The organism is Lactococcus termiticola, assembly GCF_003116835.1.
GTDB lineage: Bacteria > Bacillota > Bacilli > Lactobacillales > Streptococcaceae > Lactococcus > Lactococcus termiticola.
The window spans coordinates 67,813-83,303 of sequence record NZ_BFFO01000005.1 but is presented as its reverse complement, the minus strand read 5'-3'; the positions used below and the strand labels follow the sequence as shown (position 1 = coordinate 83,303).

The window sequence follows — 15,491 nt, the reverse complement described above, 5'->3', positions numbered from 1 at the left end:
CCATAAGGGAGGCGGCCCGATAAAATCTGCTTTAAGGCAAGCCCATTGGGCGGGGGCGACCCACCTGCTTCCAGCATCCGCAGGCTCTCTGGGCGGTCGACATCCGCTTACTCTTCTTGCTAGAGACCATTTTACAGGACTTTGGGGAAATTGTCAAAATTTCTCAAAGAAAAATGAAAGCGACGAGCAAAGTTATTAGGCTTTTGGAGGCTCCCTTGTTATAATAAAGTCATAAAGATTTTAGGAAATTTTAGGAGATCTTATGAAAGCATTGATACAGACCTTTCAGAGCCAGAAGGGCTCGATTTTACAGGCGGTCTTTGAGCACTTGTCACTCTCGCTCTTTGCCGTTTTGATTGCCGTCTTAATTGCCATTCCGCTGGCGATTTTGGTGGCCCGGCACAAGCGCTTAGCAGGTGTGGTCCTGCAGATTACGGGGGTCTTTCAGACCATTCCCTCGCTGGCTCTTCTCGGCCTCTTGATTCCCTTTTTAGGCATCGGGACCGTGCCGACCCTTGTCGCCCTAGTAGTCTACGCCCTCCTGCCGATTTTTCAAAACACCTATGTGGGCTTAGATGAGATTGACCCTGCTTATTTAGAAGCGGCCGATGCCTTTGGGCTGACCCGCTGGCAGCGGCTGATCAAAGTCGAGCTTCCGCTGGCCCTGCCCGTCATCATCTCTGGTGTCCGGACCGCCTTGGTCTTTATCATAGGGACGGCGACGCTTGGTGGTTTGATTGGTGCGGGGGGCCTCGGGACCTTTATTGTCCAGGGCCTTCAGCAGAATAACTTCTCACTCATGCTCATCGGGGCAATAGGGGCGGCCCTGCTCGCCATCATCCTATCAGGCCTGGTTGCCTTCTTGCAGAAACGCCGGCCCCGTGTGGCGGTCTGGACCCTGCTCGTCCTCTTTGTCCTGGTCGGTGCGGTCAATGTCCAGCAGTCAGGCATTTTTAGCCCCAAGGAAAAGCAGACCATCACGATTGCCGGCAAGCTCGGTACAGAGCCTGAAATCCTCATTAACATGTATAAGGACATCATCGAGGCCAATGACAAGAATGTCGATGTCGTCGTCAAACCTAGTTTTGGGAACACGACCTTCCTCTTCAGCGCCCTCAAGGCCAAGCAAATCGATGTCTACCCTGAATTTACCGGTACCATCTGGACCAATCTGGTCAAGCAACCGGATGACTTAAAAAATAAGACTTTATCAGACAAAGAGACCTACAATCAATCTAAGAAACTCATTGCCCAGCAGTTTAACATGACCTACCTGGCTCCGATGAGCTTCCAAGATACCTATACCATCGCGGTCAAGAAGGACTATGCTGAAAAGAATGGCCTAAAATCCATCTCTGACCTGAAAAACGTCCAGGCGACCGCCCGGGCCTCATTTGACTCAGAATTTAAGACCTTGCCAAATGGCTATCTGGGCCTGGGTAATATCTACGGCCTGAAATTTGCGACAGAGCCGTCAACGCTTGATGAGACCCTGGCTTACACCGCCATCAACAGCGGCAAGATCGATGTCATCGATGCCTACTCGACCGATGCAGGCCTTGAGCAATTTGGCTTGGTCAGCCTCGATGACGATAAGAAGATGTTCCCGAATTATCAGGCAGCCCCTCTGATGAATACGGCCTTTGCTAAGAGCCATCCGGAGGTTGTCAAGGCCCTGGATAAACTGGCTGGCCACATCACGACCGACCAGATGCGGGAGATGAACTACAAGGTTGCCGTCGAAAAGCAGTCGGCAAGCAAGGTCGCAGAGGACTACCTCAAAGAAAGTGGGTTGATCAAATGAGTCAGATAAAATTTGAAAATGTCGGCCTGAAATATGGCGAAAAGGTTGTCACAGAGGGCATGAACTTTGAAATTCAACAAGGAGAAATCTTTGTCCTGGTCGGCCCATCAGGCGGTGGCAAGACATCGACCCTCAAGATGATCAACGCGCTGGTCATCCCGACCGACGGCTATGTCTACTTCGAAGACAAGAAAATCCGGGACTACGACCTCCAACAGCTCCGGCTGAAAATCGGCTATGTCCTCCAGCAGATTGCCCTCTTTCCCAATATGACGGTCAAGCAGAACATCGAGCTGATTCCTGAGCTGATTGGCTGGGACAAGGAGAAATGCCGGGAGCGGAGCCAGGCCCTGCTCGACAAGGTCGGCCTGCCTGCTGAGAAGTATGCTGGTCGCTTCCCTCGAGAGCTCTCAGGTGGCGAGCAACAGCGGATTGGGATTCTGCGGGCAATTGCGGCGGAGCCGGACTTGATTTTGATGGATGAGCCTTTTTCGGCCCTGGACCCGATTTCGAGAACAGCTCTCCAGGACCTGATTTTGGATATCCATGCCGAGTTCGGCACGACCATTGTCTTTGTGACCCATGATATGAATGAGGCTATGAAGCTCGGCGACCGGATTGCTGTCGTGGCTGACGGCGAGATTGCCCAGCTGGGGACGCCGGACGAGCTGAAAAACCATCCGGCGACGGACTTTGTCAAGTCCTTCTTTGGGGCGGCGAATTTTGACCAGCTGACCTTGAAGAGCCTGATTGAAGAGCTTGAGCTTGACCGGGAGGCAGATCCTGTCTGGAACAAGGCCGATGTCACGGCTCCCATAGAGCAGGTATATCAGGAGCTCAGCCAGAATGAGAGCCTGGCCATTTACGAAGGGGAAAACTTCCTTGGCAACATCGACAGGGCCACTGTCTTCAGGATTCTGGCAAAAAAATAAGAATGAGCAGTCGTTGACTGCTTTTTTCATTAGAAATTTAGTCATAGTGACTCTAAAAGATTTTTTCACAATCTCACAATGTGAAAACCTGCACAAATTAAGGAAATGAAAGCGATAAACATATTTCTTGCCTTTTAAGTTCACAATATAATATAATGAAGACATAGCGATAAATTTTACTTAACCTTTAATTTTTTCTAATCGTTTAAGATAAGAAAGAGGATTATGCAGTATATCAACTACCTAGGCCAGGATGCCTATACCAATATTGCAATGGACAGCTGGCTCCTCAAGCATCTCAAGCCTGAAGAGCCGGTCTTTGCCCTCTGGCAGAACAAGCGGGCCGTCATTGTCGGCCGCAATCAAAATACCTTTGCTGAGGTCAACCAGGACTATATCGACAGCCATGATGTCCAGGTGGTCCGCCGGGTTTCTGGTGGTGGGGCCGTCTACCACGATGAGGGAAACATCTGTTTCACCTTTTTCCTTCCTGTGGAGAGCTCGGCCCAGGTCAACTTCAAGCAGTTTGTTAAGCCTATGTATGATGCCCTTCAGAGCCTGGGAATCGATGCCCAGATTACCGGCCGTAATGACCTGGAAATCCAGGGCAAGAAGGTCTCAGGAAATGCCCAGCGTTATGCGGGTGGCTACCTGATGCACCACGGGACCTTGCTTTGGAACTCGGACGTAGACGCCCTGGTCCGAAGTCTGAGTGTCTCGGATGAGAAATTCATATCAAAAGCTGCTAAATCCGTCCGCTCCAGGGTTGGAAACATCAAGGATTACGCTCCTGACCTGGATATTAACACCTTCATCGAGAAGCTAAAATATTACCTTACCGATGAAGGAAAGGACGGCGAGCTGGTCTTGACGGACGAGCAAATTGCGGACATCAAGCGATTGAGAGATGAGCAATTTGCGACCTGGGACTGGAATTATGGCGAGTCGCCAAAATTCAGCTTTGAACACCATGAGAAATTTGCTGGTGGCGGGATTGACATCCAGGTCAATGTGGCTGAAGGTCGCATCACTGACATCAACTTTGTCGGCGATTTTTTAGGTGTCCGAGACTGGCGTGATATCAAGGATCAGTTTATCGGCCTGCCTTTTGATGTCAAGGCGGTCTACGAGGTCCTCGAGGCCAACAAGGCCGGCCAGTACTTTGGTACGATCACTAACGAAGAGCTTTCAAACATGTTCAAGAACCCTGACCAATAGGGCGAAGAAAGGAAAAATCTATGTCAAACGCAAAAGAAATCTTAGATTTTAAGCAACAATTAGAACTTCAAGACAGCAGCTTCCCCATGCTGCAAATCCTGGACGAAACAGGCAATATCGTCGACCAAGAAGGCTTTGAGCGGGCGGGTCTCACAGACGACCAGCTGGTTGAGCTCTTCAAAAATATGCTCCTCAGCCGTCAGGTTGATATCCGTTGCATGAAGCTGGCCAAACAGGGCCGGATGGGCTTTTTTGGACCTACAGCAGGCCAGGAGGCTTCACAGATGGCCTCTGCCTTTGCCTTCACTGATGAGGACTGGCTCTTCCCAGGCTACCGTGACCTGCCTCAAATTTACAGTAAGGGTTGGCCAATCTGGAAGGGCCTGCTCTGGAGCCGGGGACATTATTTTGGCAATGAATACACGACCGATGAAGGGGCTGAGGTCAAATCTTGGTTCCCGCAGATTATCATCGGGGCCCAATATGTTGAGGCTGCGGGTGTGGCCCTAGGCCTCAAGAAACGTAAGAAGGATGCGGTTGCCTTTGTCTACACAGGCGACGGCGGTTCTTCTCAAGGCGATACCTACGAAGGCATTAACTTTGCGGCAGCTTATAAGGCGCCAATGGTCGCCTTCATCCAAAATAATGGCTTTGCTATTTCGACCCCTCGGAATCTCCAGACCGCTGCTGAACACCTGGCAGCCAAGGGCTGGGCGGCAGGTGCTCCATCAATCGTCGTTGACGGTAATGATGCCATTGCAATGTATCTGGCTTCGAAAGAGGCCCGTGCTTGGGCGGTAGCTGGAAACGGCCCTGTTGTGATTGAGGCTATTACCAATCGTTTAGAGCCCCATTCTACAGCGGGCGACGACCCGCTTCGCTATCGGACCAAGGAAGACCTGGAAGCCTGGTGGCAAAAAGAGCCCTTGCTTCGCATGCGCAAGCTCCTGACAGACAAGGGGCTCTGGGATGATGACAAGGAAGTAGCCTATGTGGCTGAGCTTGATGCCCGGATTGATGCCGACATCAAGAAGGCCAATGGTGTTGAAAAACAAAAGATTTCTAACTTCCTTAAAAACACACTCGAAGTCCCTAGCCAGGTCATGGCAGAACAAATTCAGAAATTTGAAAGTGAGGGCAAATAATGGCAGTCAAAACCTATATTGCAGCAATTACTGAGGCACTTGACCTCGCTCTTGAAAAAGATGAAAATACATTAATCTTTGGTGAAGATGTCGGACAAAATGGTGGGGTTTTCCGGGCGACTGATGGACTCCAAGCAAAATATGGCGAAGACCGCGTCTTCAATACACCACTTGCCGAATCTGGTATCGGTGGTCTTGCGATTGGTCTGTCAACACAAGGTTTCCGTCCAATCATGGAAATCCAGTTTGGAACATTTATCTACGAAGTCTTTGACTCTATCGCAGGTCAAATGTCTCGGACACGCTATCGTTTCAATAATACACGACACAATCCTATTGTCTTGCGTACACCTTATGGTATCGGGACAAAAACACCTGAAATGCACGCAGACTCTATCGAAGGTCTGCTTGCACAGATTCCAGGCTTGCGTGTGGTGATGCCTTCAAACCCAGCGGATGCTAAAGGCTTGCTCCTTGCTTCGATTGAAAATAATGACCCTGTCATGTTCCTTGAAAACTTACACCTCTACCGTTCATTAAAAGGTGAAGTGCCAGAGGGCTATTATACAACACCACTTGATAAGGCAGCTGTTGCTAAAGAAGGAACAGATGTTTCTATCATTGCTTATGGTGGGACAGTGCCCCTTGCTTTGAAAGCTGCAGAACAACTTGAAAAAGAAGGAATTAATGCAGAAGTCCTTGATTTGCGTACGGTTGCGCCACTTGATATCGAATCGATTGGTAAGACGGTTGAAAAGACAGGTCGTGTGGTTGTGGTGCAAGAAGCACAGCGTTCTGCAGGGATTGCAGCTAACGTAATGGCTGAGATTTCTGAACGTTTTGTACTTTCGCTTCAAGCCCCTATTGGACGTGTCGCAGGACCTGATAGTGTCTTTCCATTTTCACAAGCTGAAAATGATTGGATGATTAAGGCAGAAGACATTGCAGCAAAAGCAAAGGAGATTGTGAATTATGACTGAAATTTTCAAAATGCCTGATATCGGCGAAGGAATGCACGAAGGCGATATCGCGAACTGGCTTGTCAAAGTTGGCGATGTTGTCAAAGAAGATGATCCTGTTGCTGAAGTTCAAAATGATAAACTCATGCAAGAAATCCTGTCGCCTTACTCAGGAACCGTTACGAAACTTTTCGTTGAAGCAGGAACAACTGTCGAAGTTGGCGCTCCTCTGATTGAGTACGATGGAGATGGCACTGGCGGAGCAACTACCGAAGCACCTAGTGCTGAAGCAAGTCCAGCTCCAGCTGCAGGAGGCGACACACAAATCTTCACCATGCCTGATATCGGTGAAGGAATGCACGAAGGTGATATCGCGAACTGGCTTGTTAAAGTTGGCGATGTTGTCAAAGAAGATGATCCTGTTGCTGAAGTTCAAAACGATAAACTCATGCAAGAAATCTTGTCACCTTACTCAGGAACAGTCACAAAACTTTTCGTTGAAGCAGGAACGACTGTCGAAGTCGGCGCACCATTGATTGAGTATAACGGCTCTGGAAATGCGAGTCCGGCAGCTGCGACTTCTGAAGCAGTAGCGGCAGCATTAGCTGCAAGCCCTGCCCCAGCAGCTGCAGCTCCAGCAAATGCATCATTGACGAAGACCGGTGCTGCAGGACGCGTCCTTGCGATGCCGACGGTTCGTCATTATGCACATGAGCATGGTATTGACCTGACACAAGTCCCAGCAACTGGTCGTCATGGTCATACCACCCTTGCTGATGTGAAAAACTTTGCCGCAGGAAATGTTGCGCCAGCTGCTCCAGTAGCGACTCCAGAAGCAGCGGTTGCCGCTCCAAGTCCAGCTGAACCAGCACCAGCACCAAAAGCTCCGCCAGCACCTGTTGCAGTTGCTGGTGAAGACCGTGTCGAAGCAATGAGTCCAACACGTAAAGCAATCGCGGCTGCGATGTCAACACAACATAGCAATATCCCAGCGGTGACAAACTTTGACCAAGTCGAAGTATCTAAGTTGGTTGCTCACCGTGCAACTTTCAAAGAAACTGCGCTTAAGCAAGATGTGAAGTTGACATACCTTGCTTATGTAACGAAAGCTTTGGCAGCAACGGCTAAGAAATTCCCAGAAATCAACGCTTCTATCAAGGGAACAGATGTGGTTTACCATGCTAGTGTAAACATCGGTATCGCTGTAAACGCTCCGACAGGACTTTATGTGCCAGTCATCAAGAATGCTGACAGTAAGTCTATCTTGACAATTGCAAAAGAAATTTCTGAACTTGCTGAAGCAGTCCGTACTGGTTCGATCAAACCAGACCAAATGCGTGGTTCAACGATTACGATTTCAAATATTGGCTCAGCACGTGGCGGATGGTTTACACCAATTATCAATGGTTCCGATGTTGTTATCTTGGGCTTGGGTTCTATCGTGAAAGAACCTATCGTCAACGAAGAGGGTGAAATCGTTGTAGGTCAAAATATGAAGTTATCAATGACCTATGACCACCGTTTGATTGATGGCATGCTTGGACAAAGCTCGCTCAACTATTTGAAGAGCTTGCTTGCAGATCCTGCATTCATGTTGATGGAAGTTTAATGTCAATAGAGTTTACGGCATTGCAAACTCTCCTCTTCTGTCATTATTAACTGTAAATTTAGTTGACAGAGGCTTCGCCTATGGTGACAGCTAGAATCAGCCTAAAAGCTGGAACGAAAGTCCCAAATAGAAGAAAAGAAAACAAGAAAACAAGAAAGAAGGAAACAACATATGGTAGTAGGTGCACAAGCTACAGATGTAGATTTAGTTGTGATTGGCTCAGGCCCCGGAGGATATGTCGCTGCGATTCGTGCGGCTGAGCTCGGGAAAAAAGTAACCATCATTGAAAAGGATAATGTGGGTGGCGTCTGCTTGAACATTGGTTGTATTCCATCAAAAGCCTTGATCAATGTTGGCCACAAGTACCAAGACTCACTCAAAGAGTCTGAGAATAAGACACCTTTTGGCTTGACCGTCGAGTCACCAAAACTGGACTGGGTAGCTGCTCAAAAGTGGAAGGATGAAAAGGTTGTTGCTCAATTGACAGGCGGTGTCGGCATGCTCCTTAAAAAGCATAAGGTTGACATCATCAAAGGGACGGCCGAGTTCGTTGACAATGAAACCCTGAATGTTGAGCAGGAAGACGGTTTCCAACTCCTCCACTTCCAAAACGCGATTATCGCGACTGGATCACGTCCTATTGAAATCCCAAGTTTTCCATTTGGAGGTCGTATTATCGACTCAACTGCAGCGCTTAGCCTTAAAGAAATTCCTAAACACCTCATTATTGTTGGGGGCGGAGTTATTGGTTCTGAACTCGGTGGTGCTTACCGAAATCTTGGTGCGAAAATTACAATTATCGAAGGCCTTGATCATATCTTGAATGGCTTTGATAAAGAAATGTCTGATATCATTCATAAGCGTGTCATTGATGCAGGCAGCGATGTCTTTACATCAGCTAAAGCGATTTCTGCTGAACAGACAGATAAAGATGTTACACTCACTTTTGAGCAAAATGGAGAAACTAAGACTGTGACGGGAGATTATCTTCTTGTTTCGGTCGGTCGTAAACCAAATACTGACTTGCTTGGCTTAAACAATACCGATGTGAAGCTTACAGACCGCGGTCTGATTGAGGTTTCTGACTCATATCAAAGCAGTGTTCCCCACATCTATGCCATCGGTGACGTAGTCCCTGGTCCAATGCTAGCACACAAGGCTTCATTCCAGGCTAAGGTTGCAGCGGCAGCTATTGCTGGAGCTGATGAAGCAGTTGACCTCCATGTGGCTATGCCTGCTGTTGCCTACACTTCTACTGAACTGGCAACGGTTGGTGAAACACCTGAATCAGTCAAAGACCGCATGGATACAGTAAAAATCAGCAAGTTTCCATTTGCAGCCAATGGCCGTGCCCTTTCTATGGATGATACAACAGGATTTATCCGTCTGATTACAGAAACGAAAGAGGGGGCTATCATTGGTGCTCAAATCGTTGGCCCTGGGGCTTCTGATTTGATTTCAGGTCTCGCTCTTGCTATTGAAAATGGCTTGACTTCTAAGGATATCAGCTTGACCATCCAGCCTCACCCAACTCTTGGTGAAGCAATTATGGATGCGGCTGAAGTTGCAGACGGCATGCCGATTCACGTTTAAGGGGAAATTTTATGCCTTTGATAAATATTGATTTGTCCGACCAATGGTCGGCTGACGAGCTCAGACTCATCGCAGACGGTATTCACAAGGCCGTCCTCTCAAGCTTTGGCGTGCCTGAACGAGACCGCTACCAGGTCATCAGAAAGCATGCTGCCGGCGAAATCATCGCTCAGGATACAGGCCTTGGCTTTGAGCGGGAGCCTGGGCGTGAGATTGTCATTCAAGTCGTCTCAAGAAAGCGGACGGAAGCATCTAAAGTCGCCTTTTACCAGGCGGTGGCAGAGAATCTGGAAGCGAGTCTTGACCTTGACCCCAGAAATCTCCTGATTTCCATTGTTGAAAATGGGGATGCAGACTGGTCTTTTGGCAATGGTCGTGCCCAGTTTTTGACGGGAGAATTGTAAGTAAGAAAAGCACAGAATTTCTGTGCTTTTTTATCTGACGTATAATCATATAAAAAAGCACTGCCTCAGTGCTTTTCTTCTGCATTCTTTTCAAAGTGCTCAACGAGCTTGCCGACCACATCCGTCTCAAGCATCTTATGAATCTGCTTAATCGTACTAAAAATCGCTTCAGGACTAGAGTTGCCGTGGGTCTTGACGACTGGGGCCTTGAGGCCAAAGATTGGGGCACCGCCGGCAGAGTCAGTGCTCATCGTATTGCGGAGCTTGCTGAGTTCCTTCTTGACGAGGGCACCGCCGATTTTGGTGCCGAGGCCACCATTCATGATGCCGTCTTTGATTTGCTTCATCAGGACACTGGCAGTTCCTTCGATGGCCTTCAAAACAGCATTTCCTGTGAAGCCGTCAGTCACGACGACGTCAGCCATGCCACCGGCCAGGATGTCCCGGGACTCGATGTTGCCGACAAAGTTGATGCTGACTTCATTTGACAGGAGCTCGTGGGCTTCTTTGACAAGGGGCGAGCCCTTAGATTCTTCGGCTCCGTTTGAAAGGAGGGCGACCCGGGGCTTGTTGATATTACGGACATTTTCAGCATAATAACTACCGAGAATAGCGAAATCAAGCAGGTGCTCGGCCTTGTTTTCAGCATTGGCACCCAGGTCCATCATGTCAAAACCCAAGCCATCAGCTGTAGGCAGTGTATTCATGAGGGCTGGACGTTCGATTTGCTTGATACGGCCAACGATAAAGAGGCCGGCGGCAAGCAGGGCTCCAGTGCTACCAGCCGACAGGACGGCTTGGGCCTCGCCGTCTTTGACTGCCTTGACCGCCCGGACCAACGAGCTGTCCTTCTTCTTGCGGATGGCCTTGAGGGGCTCGTCGTGGAAGTCGATGAGCTCGGTAGTCTTGATGATACTGATATTTTTCTCGTCGCTCAAGTGCTTCTTGATGGCCTCAGGGTCGCCAAAAAGCAGAAATTCAATATCTGGAAAGCTGGCACGGGCCAGTTCTACACCTTTTACAATGGCTTCAGGGGCGTAATCTCCGCCCATAGCATCAACTGCGATTTTCATGGAATCTCTTTTCAAATTTGATAATGTATTTATATATTATATCAGATTTTTTACTAACTGGAAAAGCTTGCTGTTTAAGGAGAATTGACTTCTTTCCCTCTATAAAAAAAGGCTAAAAATCGAAAGGGCTCTATCTCTTTCAGCTCCCTTACTATCCGTCTTCACCGTCATAAAAAAGAGCCTTACTAGGCTCTTTTCAAATAGGCTTCTAATCGCTCTAGGACGGCACTGTTTTGGTGATCCCCAATCATCTCATCCGCCAAGCTCAAGATCTCAGGCACAGCATTGGACACCGCAACGGCGTGCCCCGCGAGCTTGAGCATCTCAAGGTCGTTCATTTGGTCGCCAAAGGCCATGAGATGGCTGGCGTCCAGGTCAAAATGCGAGAGGAGATGGCTTAGGCCACTGGCCTTGCTGACGCCTTCTGACATGATGTCAATCGACTTAAAGCCGGTCGTGGTCGCCCGGATGCCTGACATGCGGGCGTTGATCCAGTCTTCACAGGCCCGGATTTCATCGGGTGGAAACTCGACACAGACCTTGAGGAAGACGTCGTCAATTTCTTCAGTTGATGAGACGACCTGCAAATTCTCATAATAAAGGCTGGCAAAGTCCCGGAAGTCCTGGGGGCTGGACTCCAGGCAATAAAAGCCTTTGAGGCCAGAGACCAGCATCCGGTCTTCGGCCAGATGGGGATTCTTCTGGAGGAGGCCGATGAGCTGTTTGCTCTTCTCGGCTCCCAGTTCGCTACTGTAGAGGATTTCCCCCTTGTATTTGACCAGGGCCCCGTTTTCTGCACAAAAGGCAATCTGGTCCCGGAAGTCAGCAAAGACCTCCTCTAGGGCCAGCATCTGCCGGCCAGAGGCGGCACAGAAAATCAGGCCTCGCTTGTCAAACTCCTTGAGAATCTCAGCGAAACGGGCCTTGTCATAGCCCCGTTCGCTGTCCAAAAAGGTCCCGTCCATGTCGCTGGCAAAGATTTTATAAGTCATATTATTCCGCCCAGAGCGCCTTGACCTTGGCCTGGACTTCTGCATTTTCCAGGAAGTCATCATAGTTTTCGCCAATCCGGTCAATCACGCCATTCTTAGATAAGACGACGATGTGGTTGGCCAGGGTCGAGATGAACTCATGGTCATGAGAGGCAAAGAGGATGCTTCCCTTGAAGCTCTTGAGGCCATCATTGAGGGCTGAGATAGATTCCAAGTCCAAGTGGTTGGTTGGGTCGTCAAGGACCAGGACATTGGCACGTTGGAGCATCATCTTAGAGAGCATGACCCGGACCTTTTCCCCACCTGAAAGGACATTGACAGGTTTGAGCGACTCGTCGCCCTTGAAGAGCATCCGGCCAAGGAAGCCACGGAGGTAGGTATTATCGTCTTCTTCCTTGGTCAGGACAAATTGACGGAGCCAGTCGAGGATAGATTCATCAGTGGCAAAGTCTTCGGTATTGTCCTTAGGCAGGTAGGACTGGCTTGAGGTTACACCCCATTTGACCTCACCTGTATAAGGGATTTTACCCATAACAGCTTGCAAGAGGGCTGTCGTCTGGATGTCGTTTTGTCCGATGAAGGCGGTCTTGTCGCCAGGATTTAGGATAAAGCTGATGTTGTCGAGAATCTTTTCGCCGTCGATTTCGACAGAGAGATTGTCCACACGGAGAAGGTCGTTCCCGATTTCACGTTCTTGTTCAAAGCCGACAAAAGGATATTTACGTGAAGATGGCACGAAAGTTTCGACTTCGATCTTGTCCAGCATTTTCTTACGTGAAGTCGCTTGTTTGGATTTAGAGGCATTTGCTGAGAAACGCGCGATGAAATCTTTGAGCTCGGCAATTTTTTCTTCAGCTTTACGGTTGGCGTCGTTTTGCAGGCGAAGGGCGAGTTCAGATGATTCTTTCCAGAAGTCGTAGTTACCAGGGTAGAGTTTGATTTTGCCATAGTCGAGGTCAGCCATGTAAGTACATACATTGTTGAGGAAGTGACGGTCATGGGAAACGACGATGACGGTATTTTCAAAGTTAATCAAGAAATCTTCGAGCCAAGAAATCGCTTGGATATCCAGTCCATTGGTTGGTTCATCGAGGAGGAGGACATCAGGTTTACCAAAGAGGGCACGGGCCAGGAGGACTTTGACGTGTTCGCCTGAAGTCAAGTTACTCATGAGGTCACGGTGGAGTTCCACAGGAATTCCCAAGTTTTGGAGGAGTTGAGCGGCTTCAGCTTCAGCCTCGTAACCGCCCATTTCACCAAATTCAGCTTCGAGTTCAGCTGCCCGCATGAAGTCGTCATCTGTCGAGTCTGGATTCATGTAGATGGCATCTTTTTCTTGGGCAATCTTGAAGAGCTCTTCATTACCGGCCATAACAACATCGATTGGTGCTTGGTCTTCGTAGTCAAAGTGATTTTGACGAAGGACTGAAAGACGTTCATTTGGATCCATAGAAACGTGACCAGTTGAAGGTTGTTGGTCACCTGAGAGAATTTTGAGGAAGGTAGATTTCCCGGCCCCATTTGCCCCGATCAAGCCGTAGCAGTTGCCTGCTGTAAATTTAATGTTGACATCATCAAAGAGTTTGCGGTCAGAAAATGTTAATGAAATATCAGAAACTGTAAGCATGTATTTTTCCTTATCTTAGTAGTGGGATAGGCCTATTTTACCATATTTTAAGGGGATTTGAAAGCTTATCTTTTTGGATGCCTTTTCACAGATTAAACTCATTTTATGCTTATTTTAGTCTAATTTAAGCAAGCTAAGTTATAATCATTTTATTCCAATAAAATTTTCATTAGTTTACTCCTAAAAAGCAGCTTGTGGTGGGCTGCTTTTTTCTGTTATTTTCACTTTGTTTTATGGATAAAAGTTCTTGAAAATAAGATAAATTTTTCATATAATGTTACTGAGGAGAAAGAAAAGCTGAAGGGAGGAGCCTCATGAAAATTAAATACCAGTTGTTGAACCAGCAGGAAATGTATGCTGTCTTTAATGGCGTGCCTGATTTTTTACGTCAGCAGAGCATGGAGCTGCCAAGGATACCGGATTCGGCAAGGGTCGTCATGATGGAAATCAACGACGAGCCCTATCCGTTTGAGGGTAGCGTGGCTGAGCTCTTTTATGAGCTGAGCCGTTGAGCGGTTTTACAAGTCCAAAAAGACAAAAAGCTGTGAGGCTAAAAATCACAGCTTTTTTTATTTTATCTGAGTTGATTTGTGAGACTTTCTTAGTTTTGCTGGGCCTTCCAGGCCTCGAGGCCCCACTTGTGACTGCCTCGCTTGAGCTTGAGGAGGGCATCTTCATAGTCAAACCAGACCAGCTTGTTAAAATCTTCCAAAGGAGCATGGTCAAAATTGACTGTCTTGAGGCTGTAGATATAGGCTGGATTGTAGTAGTGCTGGTCCCGGTGGGAGCTGTAGAAGTACTCGTCAGCTTGGCCGAGGAAATTACCAATCTCCATTTCAGCCCCCAGTTCTTCAAGAAGCTCCCGCTTGAGGGCAGACTCCTGGTCTTCTCCTGCTTCAATCTCGCCACCAGGCAGATAAAAGGCCCCATTCGGTGTCTGGACCAGGCAGATTTTACCGTCAATTTCACGTGAAACAATCGCGTAGACGCCGTATCTTGGCTGGTAGTCGACGCTTTCTAGTTTTTCTCCGAAGCTTGGGATTTGAGTCATGTTGGCCTGCCTTTCTAATTAGTTATATTATAACAAACGAAGCTCATTTTTGTTATAAGTAGCACGCTCTGCGCTAGCTCATTAGGAAAAAATTGTTGTTTTTATCTTTTTCCGTTATAATATTAAAAAAGGAGCGACAAAATGAAAATACGTGGTTTTGAATTTGTTTCTGGAGCTGAGAAGCTTGGCCTGAGCCTGCCCAAGCGGGAAACCCATCAGGCAGCGGGCTATGATTTGGCGGCCTCGCAGACGGTCAGCTTTGCTCCTGGAGAAATCAAGCTGGTGCCGACGGGCCTGAAGGCCTACATGCAGCCTGGTGAGGTGCTCTATCTCTACGACCGATCGTCAAATCCCCGAAAGAAGGGACTGGTCTTGATTAACTCGGTGGGCGTGATTGACGGCGACTACTACAATAATCCGGGCAATGAGGGCGAGATTTTTGCCCAGATGCGAAACATCACAGACCGAGAGGTTGTGCTGGAGGCTGGAGAACGGGTGGTGCAGGGCGTCTTTGCTCCTTTCCTGGTTGCTGATGGCGATGAAGATGTTACAAAGTCTGAGCGGGCCGGCGGTTTTGGCTCGACTGGGCATTAAATATATTTTATTAAAGGAGGTCCACACATGGGACTTGAAGATTTGACAAAAGGTTTAGACCTTGGTAACTTAGGCGACTTGGGCGAAAAGGCTCAAGACCTGATGGGAAATGTTCCCGATGACATGAAAAATCAAGCCTCTGGCATGATCGACGAGCTGACTGAAAAATTGCCAGACGGGATTGAAGATCAAGCCAAGGGTGCGATTGATGGCTTGAAGGATCAGTTCGGGCTTTAATGAGTTCTTGACCTTAGCTGTCGTTCCGTTACAGAAATTCCACAGAAGACACTGTGAGGCTGCAAGCGAACGCTCCGCGTTCCATTGCTAAATATCGAGCCCTTCGGTCTCGCCGTTTGCCTAATTTCACGGTGTTTCTGTGGGATTTCTTTCACTTTACTGGTAGAAAAGTTAAAGGGAAGGGGAGCTGAAACAGCCTAAAAGCTTATCATGACTGTAGCGGAAGAAAACAGGGTGACCTGCTGTGAAAAAG

Annotated in this window: 15 protein-coding genes; 11 read left to right on the top strand and 4 right to left on the bottom strand. The window is 48.3% G+C overall.

Going from position 1 to position 15,491, the window contains the following annotated elements:
• The first annotated feature begins 262 nt into the window (after window positions 1–262).
• From NtB2_RS04880 to NtB2_RS04845, 8 genes are all read left to right on the top strand, one after another.
• Window positions 263–1,804, top strand: coding sequence for an ABC transporter permease/substrate-binding protein (locus tag NtB2_RS04880; RefSeq protein WP_109245832.1), 1,542 nt, complete (start codon window positions 263–265; stop codon window positions 1,802–1,804).
• Window positions 1,801–2,736, top strand: coding sequence for an ABC transporter ATP-binding protein (locus tag NtB2_RS04875; RefSeq protein WP_109245831.1), 936 nt, complete (start codon window positions 1,801–1,803; stop codon window positions 2,734–2,736). The genes NtB2_RS04880 and NtB2_RS04875 overlap by 4 nt, the downstream gene beginning before the upstream one ends.
• Window positions 2,737–2,961: 225 nt before the next feature.
• Window positions 2,962–3,954, top strand: a complete 993-nt coding sequence (lplA, locus tag NtB2_RS04870) for a lipoate--protein ligase (protein ID WP_109245830.1) — start codon at window positions 2,962–2,964, stop codon at window positions 3,952–3,954.
• Window positions 3,955–3,974: 20 nt separating this feature from the next.
• The gene (locus NtB2_RS04865; RefSeq protein WP_109245829.1) at window positions 3,975–5,099 is read left to right on the top strand and encodes a thiamine pyrophosphate-dependent dehydrogenase E1 component subunit alpha; all 1,125 of its coding nucleotides are present in this window, start codon (window positions 3,975–3,977) and stop codon (window positions 5,097–5,099) included.
• Complete coding sequence (locus NtB2_RS04860; protein ID WP_109245828.1) at window positions 5,099–6,079, top strand: alpha-ketoacid dehydrogenase subunit beta; 981 nt, start codon at window positions 5,099–5,101, stop codon at window positions 6,077–6,079. Before NtB2_RS04865 ends, NtB2_RS04860 begins: the two co-directional genes overlap by 1 nt.
• Entirely contained in the window at window positions 6,072–7,667 is a 1,596-nt protein-coding gene (locus tag NtB2_RS04855; RefSeq protein ID WP_109245827.1) for a 2-oxo acid dehydrogenase subunit E2, read from the top strand. The genes NtB2_RS04860 and NtB2_RS04855 overlap by 8 nt, the downstream gene beginning before the upstream one ends.
• 171 nt (window positions 7,668–7,838) lie before the next feature.
• The gene (gene lpdA / locus NtB2_RS04850) at window positions 7,839–9,260 is read left to right on the top strand and encodes a dihydrolipoyl dehydrogenase (RefSeq protein WP_109245826.1); all 1,422 of its coding nucleotides are present in this window, start codon (window positions 7,839–7,841) and stop codon (window positions 9,258–9,260) included.
• A gap of 11 nt (window positions 9,261–9,271) precedes the next feature.
• A complete protein-coding gene (locus tag NtB2_RS04845) occupies window positions 9,272–9,664 on the top strand; it encodes a tautomerase family protein (RefSeq protein ID WP_109245825.1) in 393 nt (130 codons plus the stop codon).
• A gap of 65 nt (window positions 9,665–9,729) precedes the next feature.
• Here the strand turns inward: NtB2_RS04845 and plsX are convergent, their stop codons facing one another.
• The 3 genes from plsX to NtB2_RS04830 form a co-directional block, all read right to left on the bottom strand.
• Complete coding sequence (gene plsX, locus NtB2_RS04840; protein WP_109245824.1) at window positions 9,730–10,737, bottom strand: phosphate acyltransferase PlsX; 1,008 nt, start codon at window positions 10,735–10,737, stop codon at window positions 9,730–9,732.
• Window positions 10,738–10,922: 185 nt separating this feature from the next.
• Window positions 10,923–11,729 carry a Cof-type HAD-IIB family hydrolase gene (locus NtB2_RS04835; protein WP_109245823.1) on the bottom strand — a complete coding sequence of 269 codons (807 nt, stop codon included), beginning with the start codon at window positions 11,727–11,729 and terminating at the stop codon, window positions 10,923–10,925.
• Between the two features lies 1 nt (window position 11,730).
• Window positions 11,731–13,356 (bottom strand): ATP-binding cassette domain-containing protein, encoded by a 1,626-nt coding sequence (locus tag NtB2_RS04830; RefSeq protein WP_109245822.1) that lies wholly within the window; start codon window positions 13,354–13,356, stop codon window positions 11,731–11,733.
• A 314-nt stretch (window positions 13,357–13,670) separates the two neighbouring features.
• Here NtB2_RS04830 and NtB2_RS04825 point away from each other — a divergent pair, with 314 nt between their 5' ends.
• Window positions 13,671–13,868, top strand: a complete 198-nt coding sequence (locus tag NtB2_RS04825; protein ID WP_109245821.1) for a DUF4649 family protein — start codon at window positions 13,671–13,673, stop codon at window positions 13,866–13,868.
• A gap of 89 nt (window positions 13,869–13,957) precedes the next feature.
• On the opposite strand, the gene NtB2_RS04820 is transcribed toward NtB2_RS04825, so the two are convergent.
• The gene (locus tag NtB2_RS04820) at window positions 13,958–14,407 is read right to left on the bottom strand and encodes an NUDIX hydrolase (protein WP_109245820.1); all 450 of its coding nucleotides are present in this window, start codon (window positions 14,405–14,407) and stop codon (window positions 13,958–13,960) included.
• Between the two features lie 141 nt (window positions 14,408–14,548).
• Here NtB2_RS04820 and NtB2_RS04815 point away from each other — a divergent pair, with 141 nt between their 5' ends.
• Window positions 14,549–15,001 carry a dUTP diphosphatase gene (locus NtB2_RS04815; protein WP_109245819.1) on the top strand — a complete coding sequence of 151 codons (453 nt, stop codon included), beginning with the start codon at window positions 14,549–14,551 and terminating at the stop codon, window positions 14,999–15,001.
• Between the two features lie 27 nt (window positions 15,002–15,028).
• A complete protein-coding gene (locus NtB2_RS04810) occupies window positions 15,029–15,238 on the top strand; it encodes a hypothetical protein (protein ID WP_109245818.1) in 210 nt (69 codons plus the stop codon).
• Window positions 15,239–15,491: the final 253 nt, after the last annotated feature.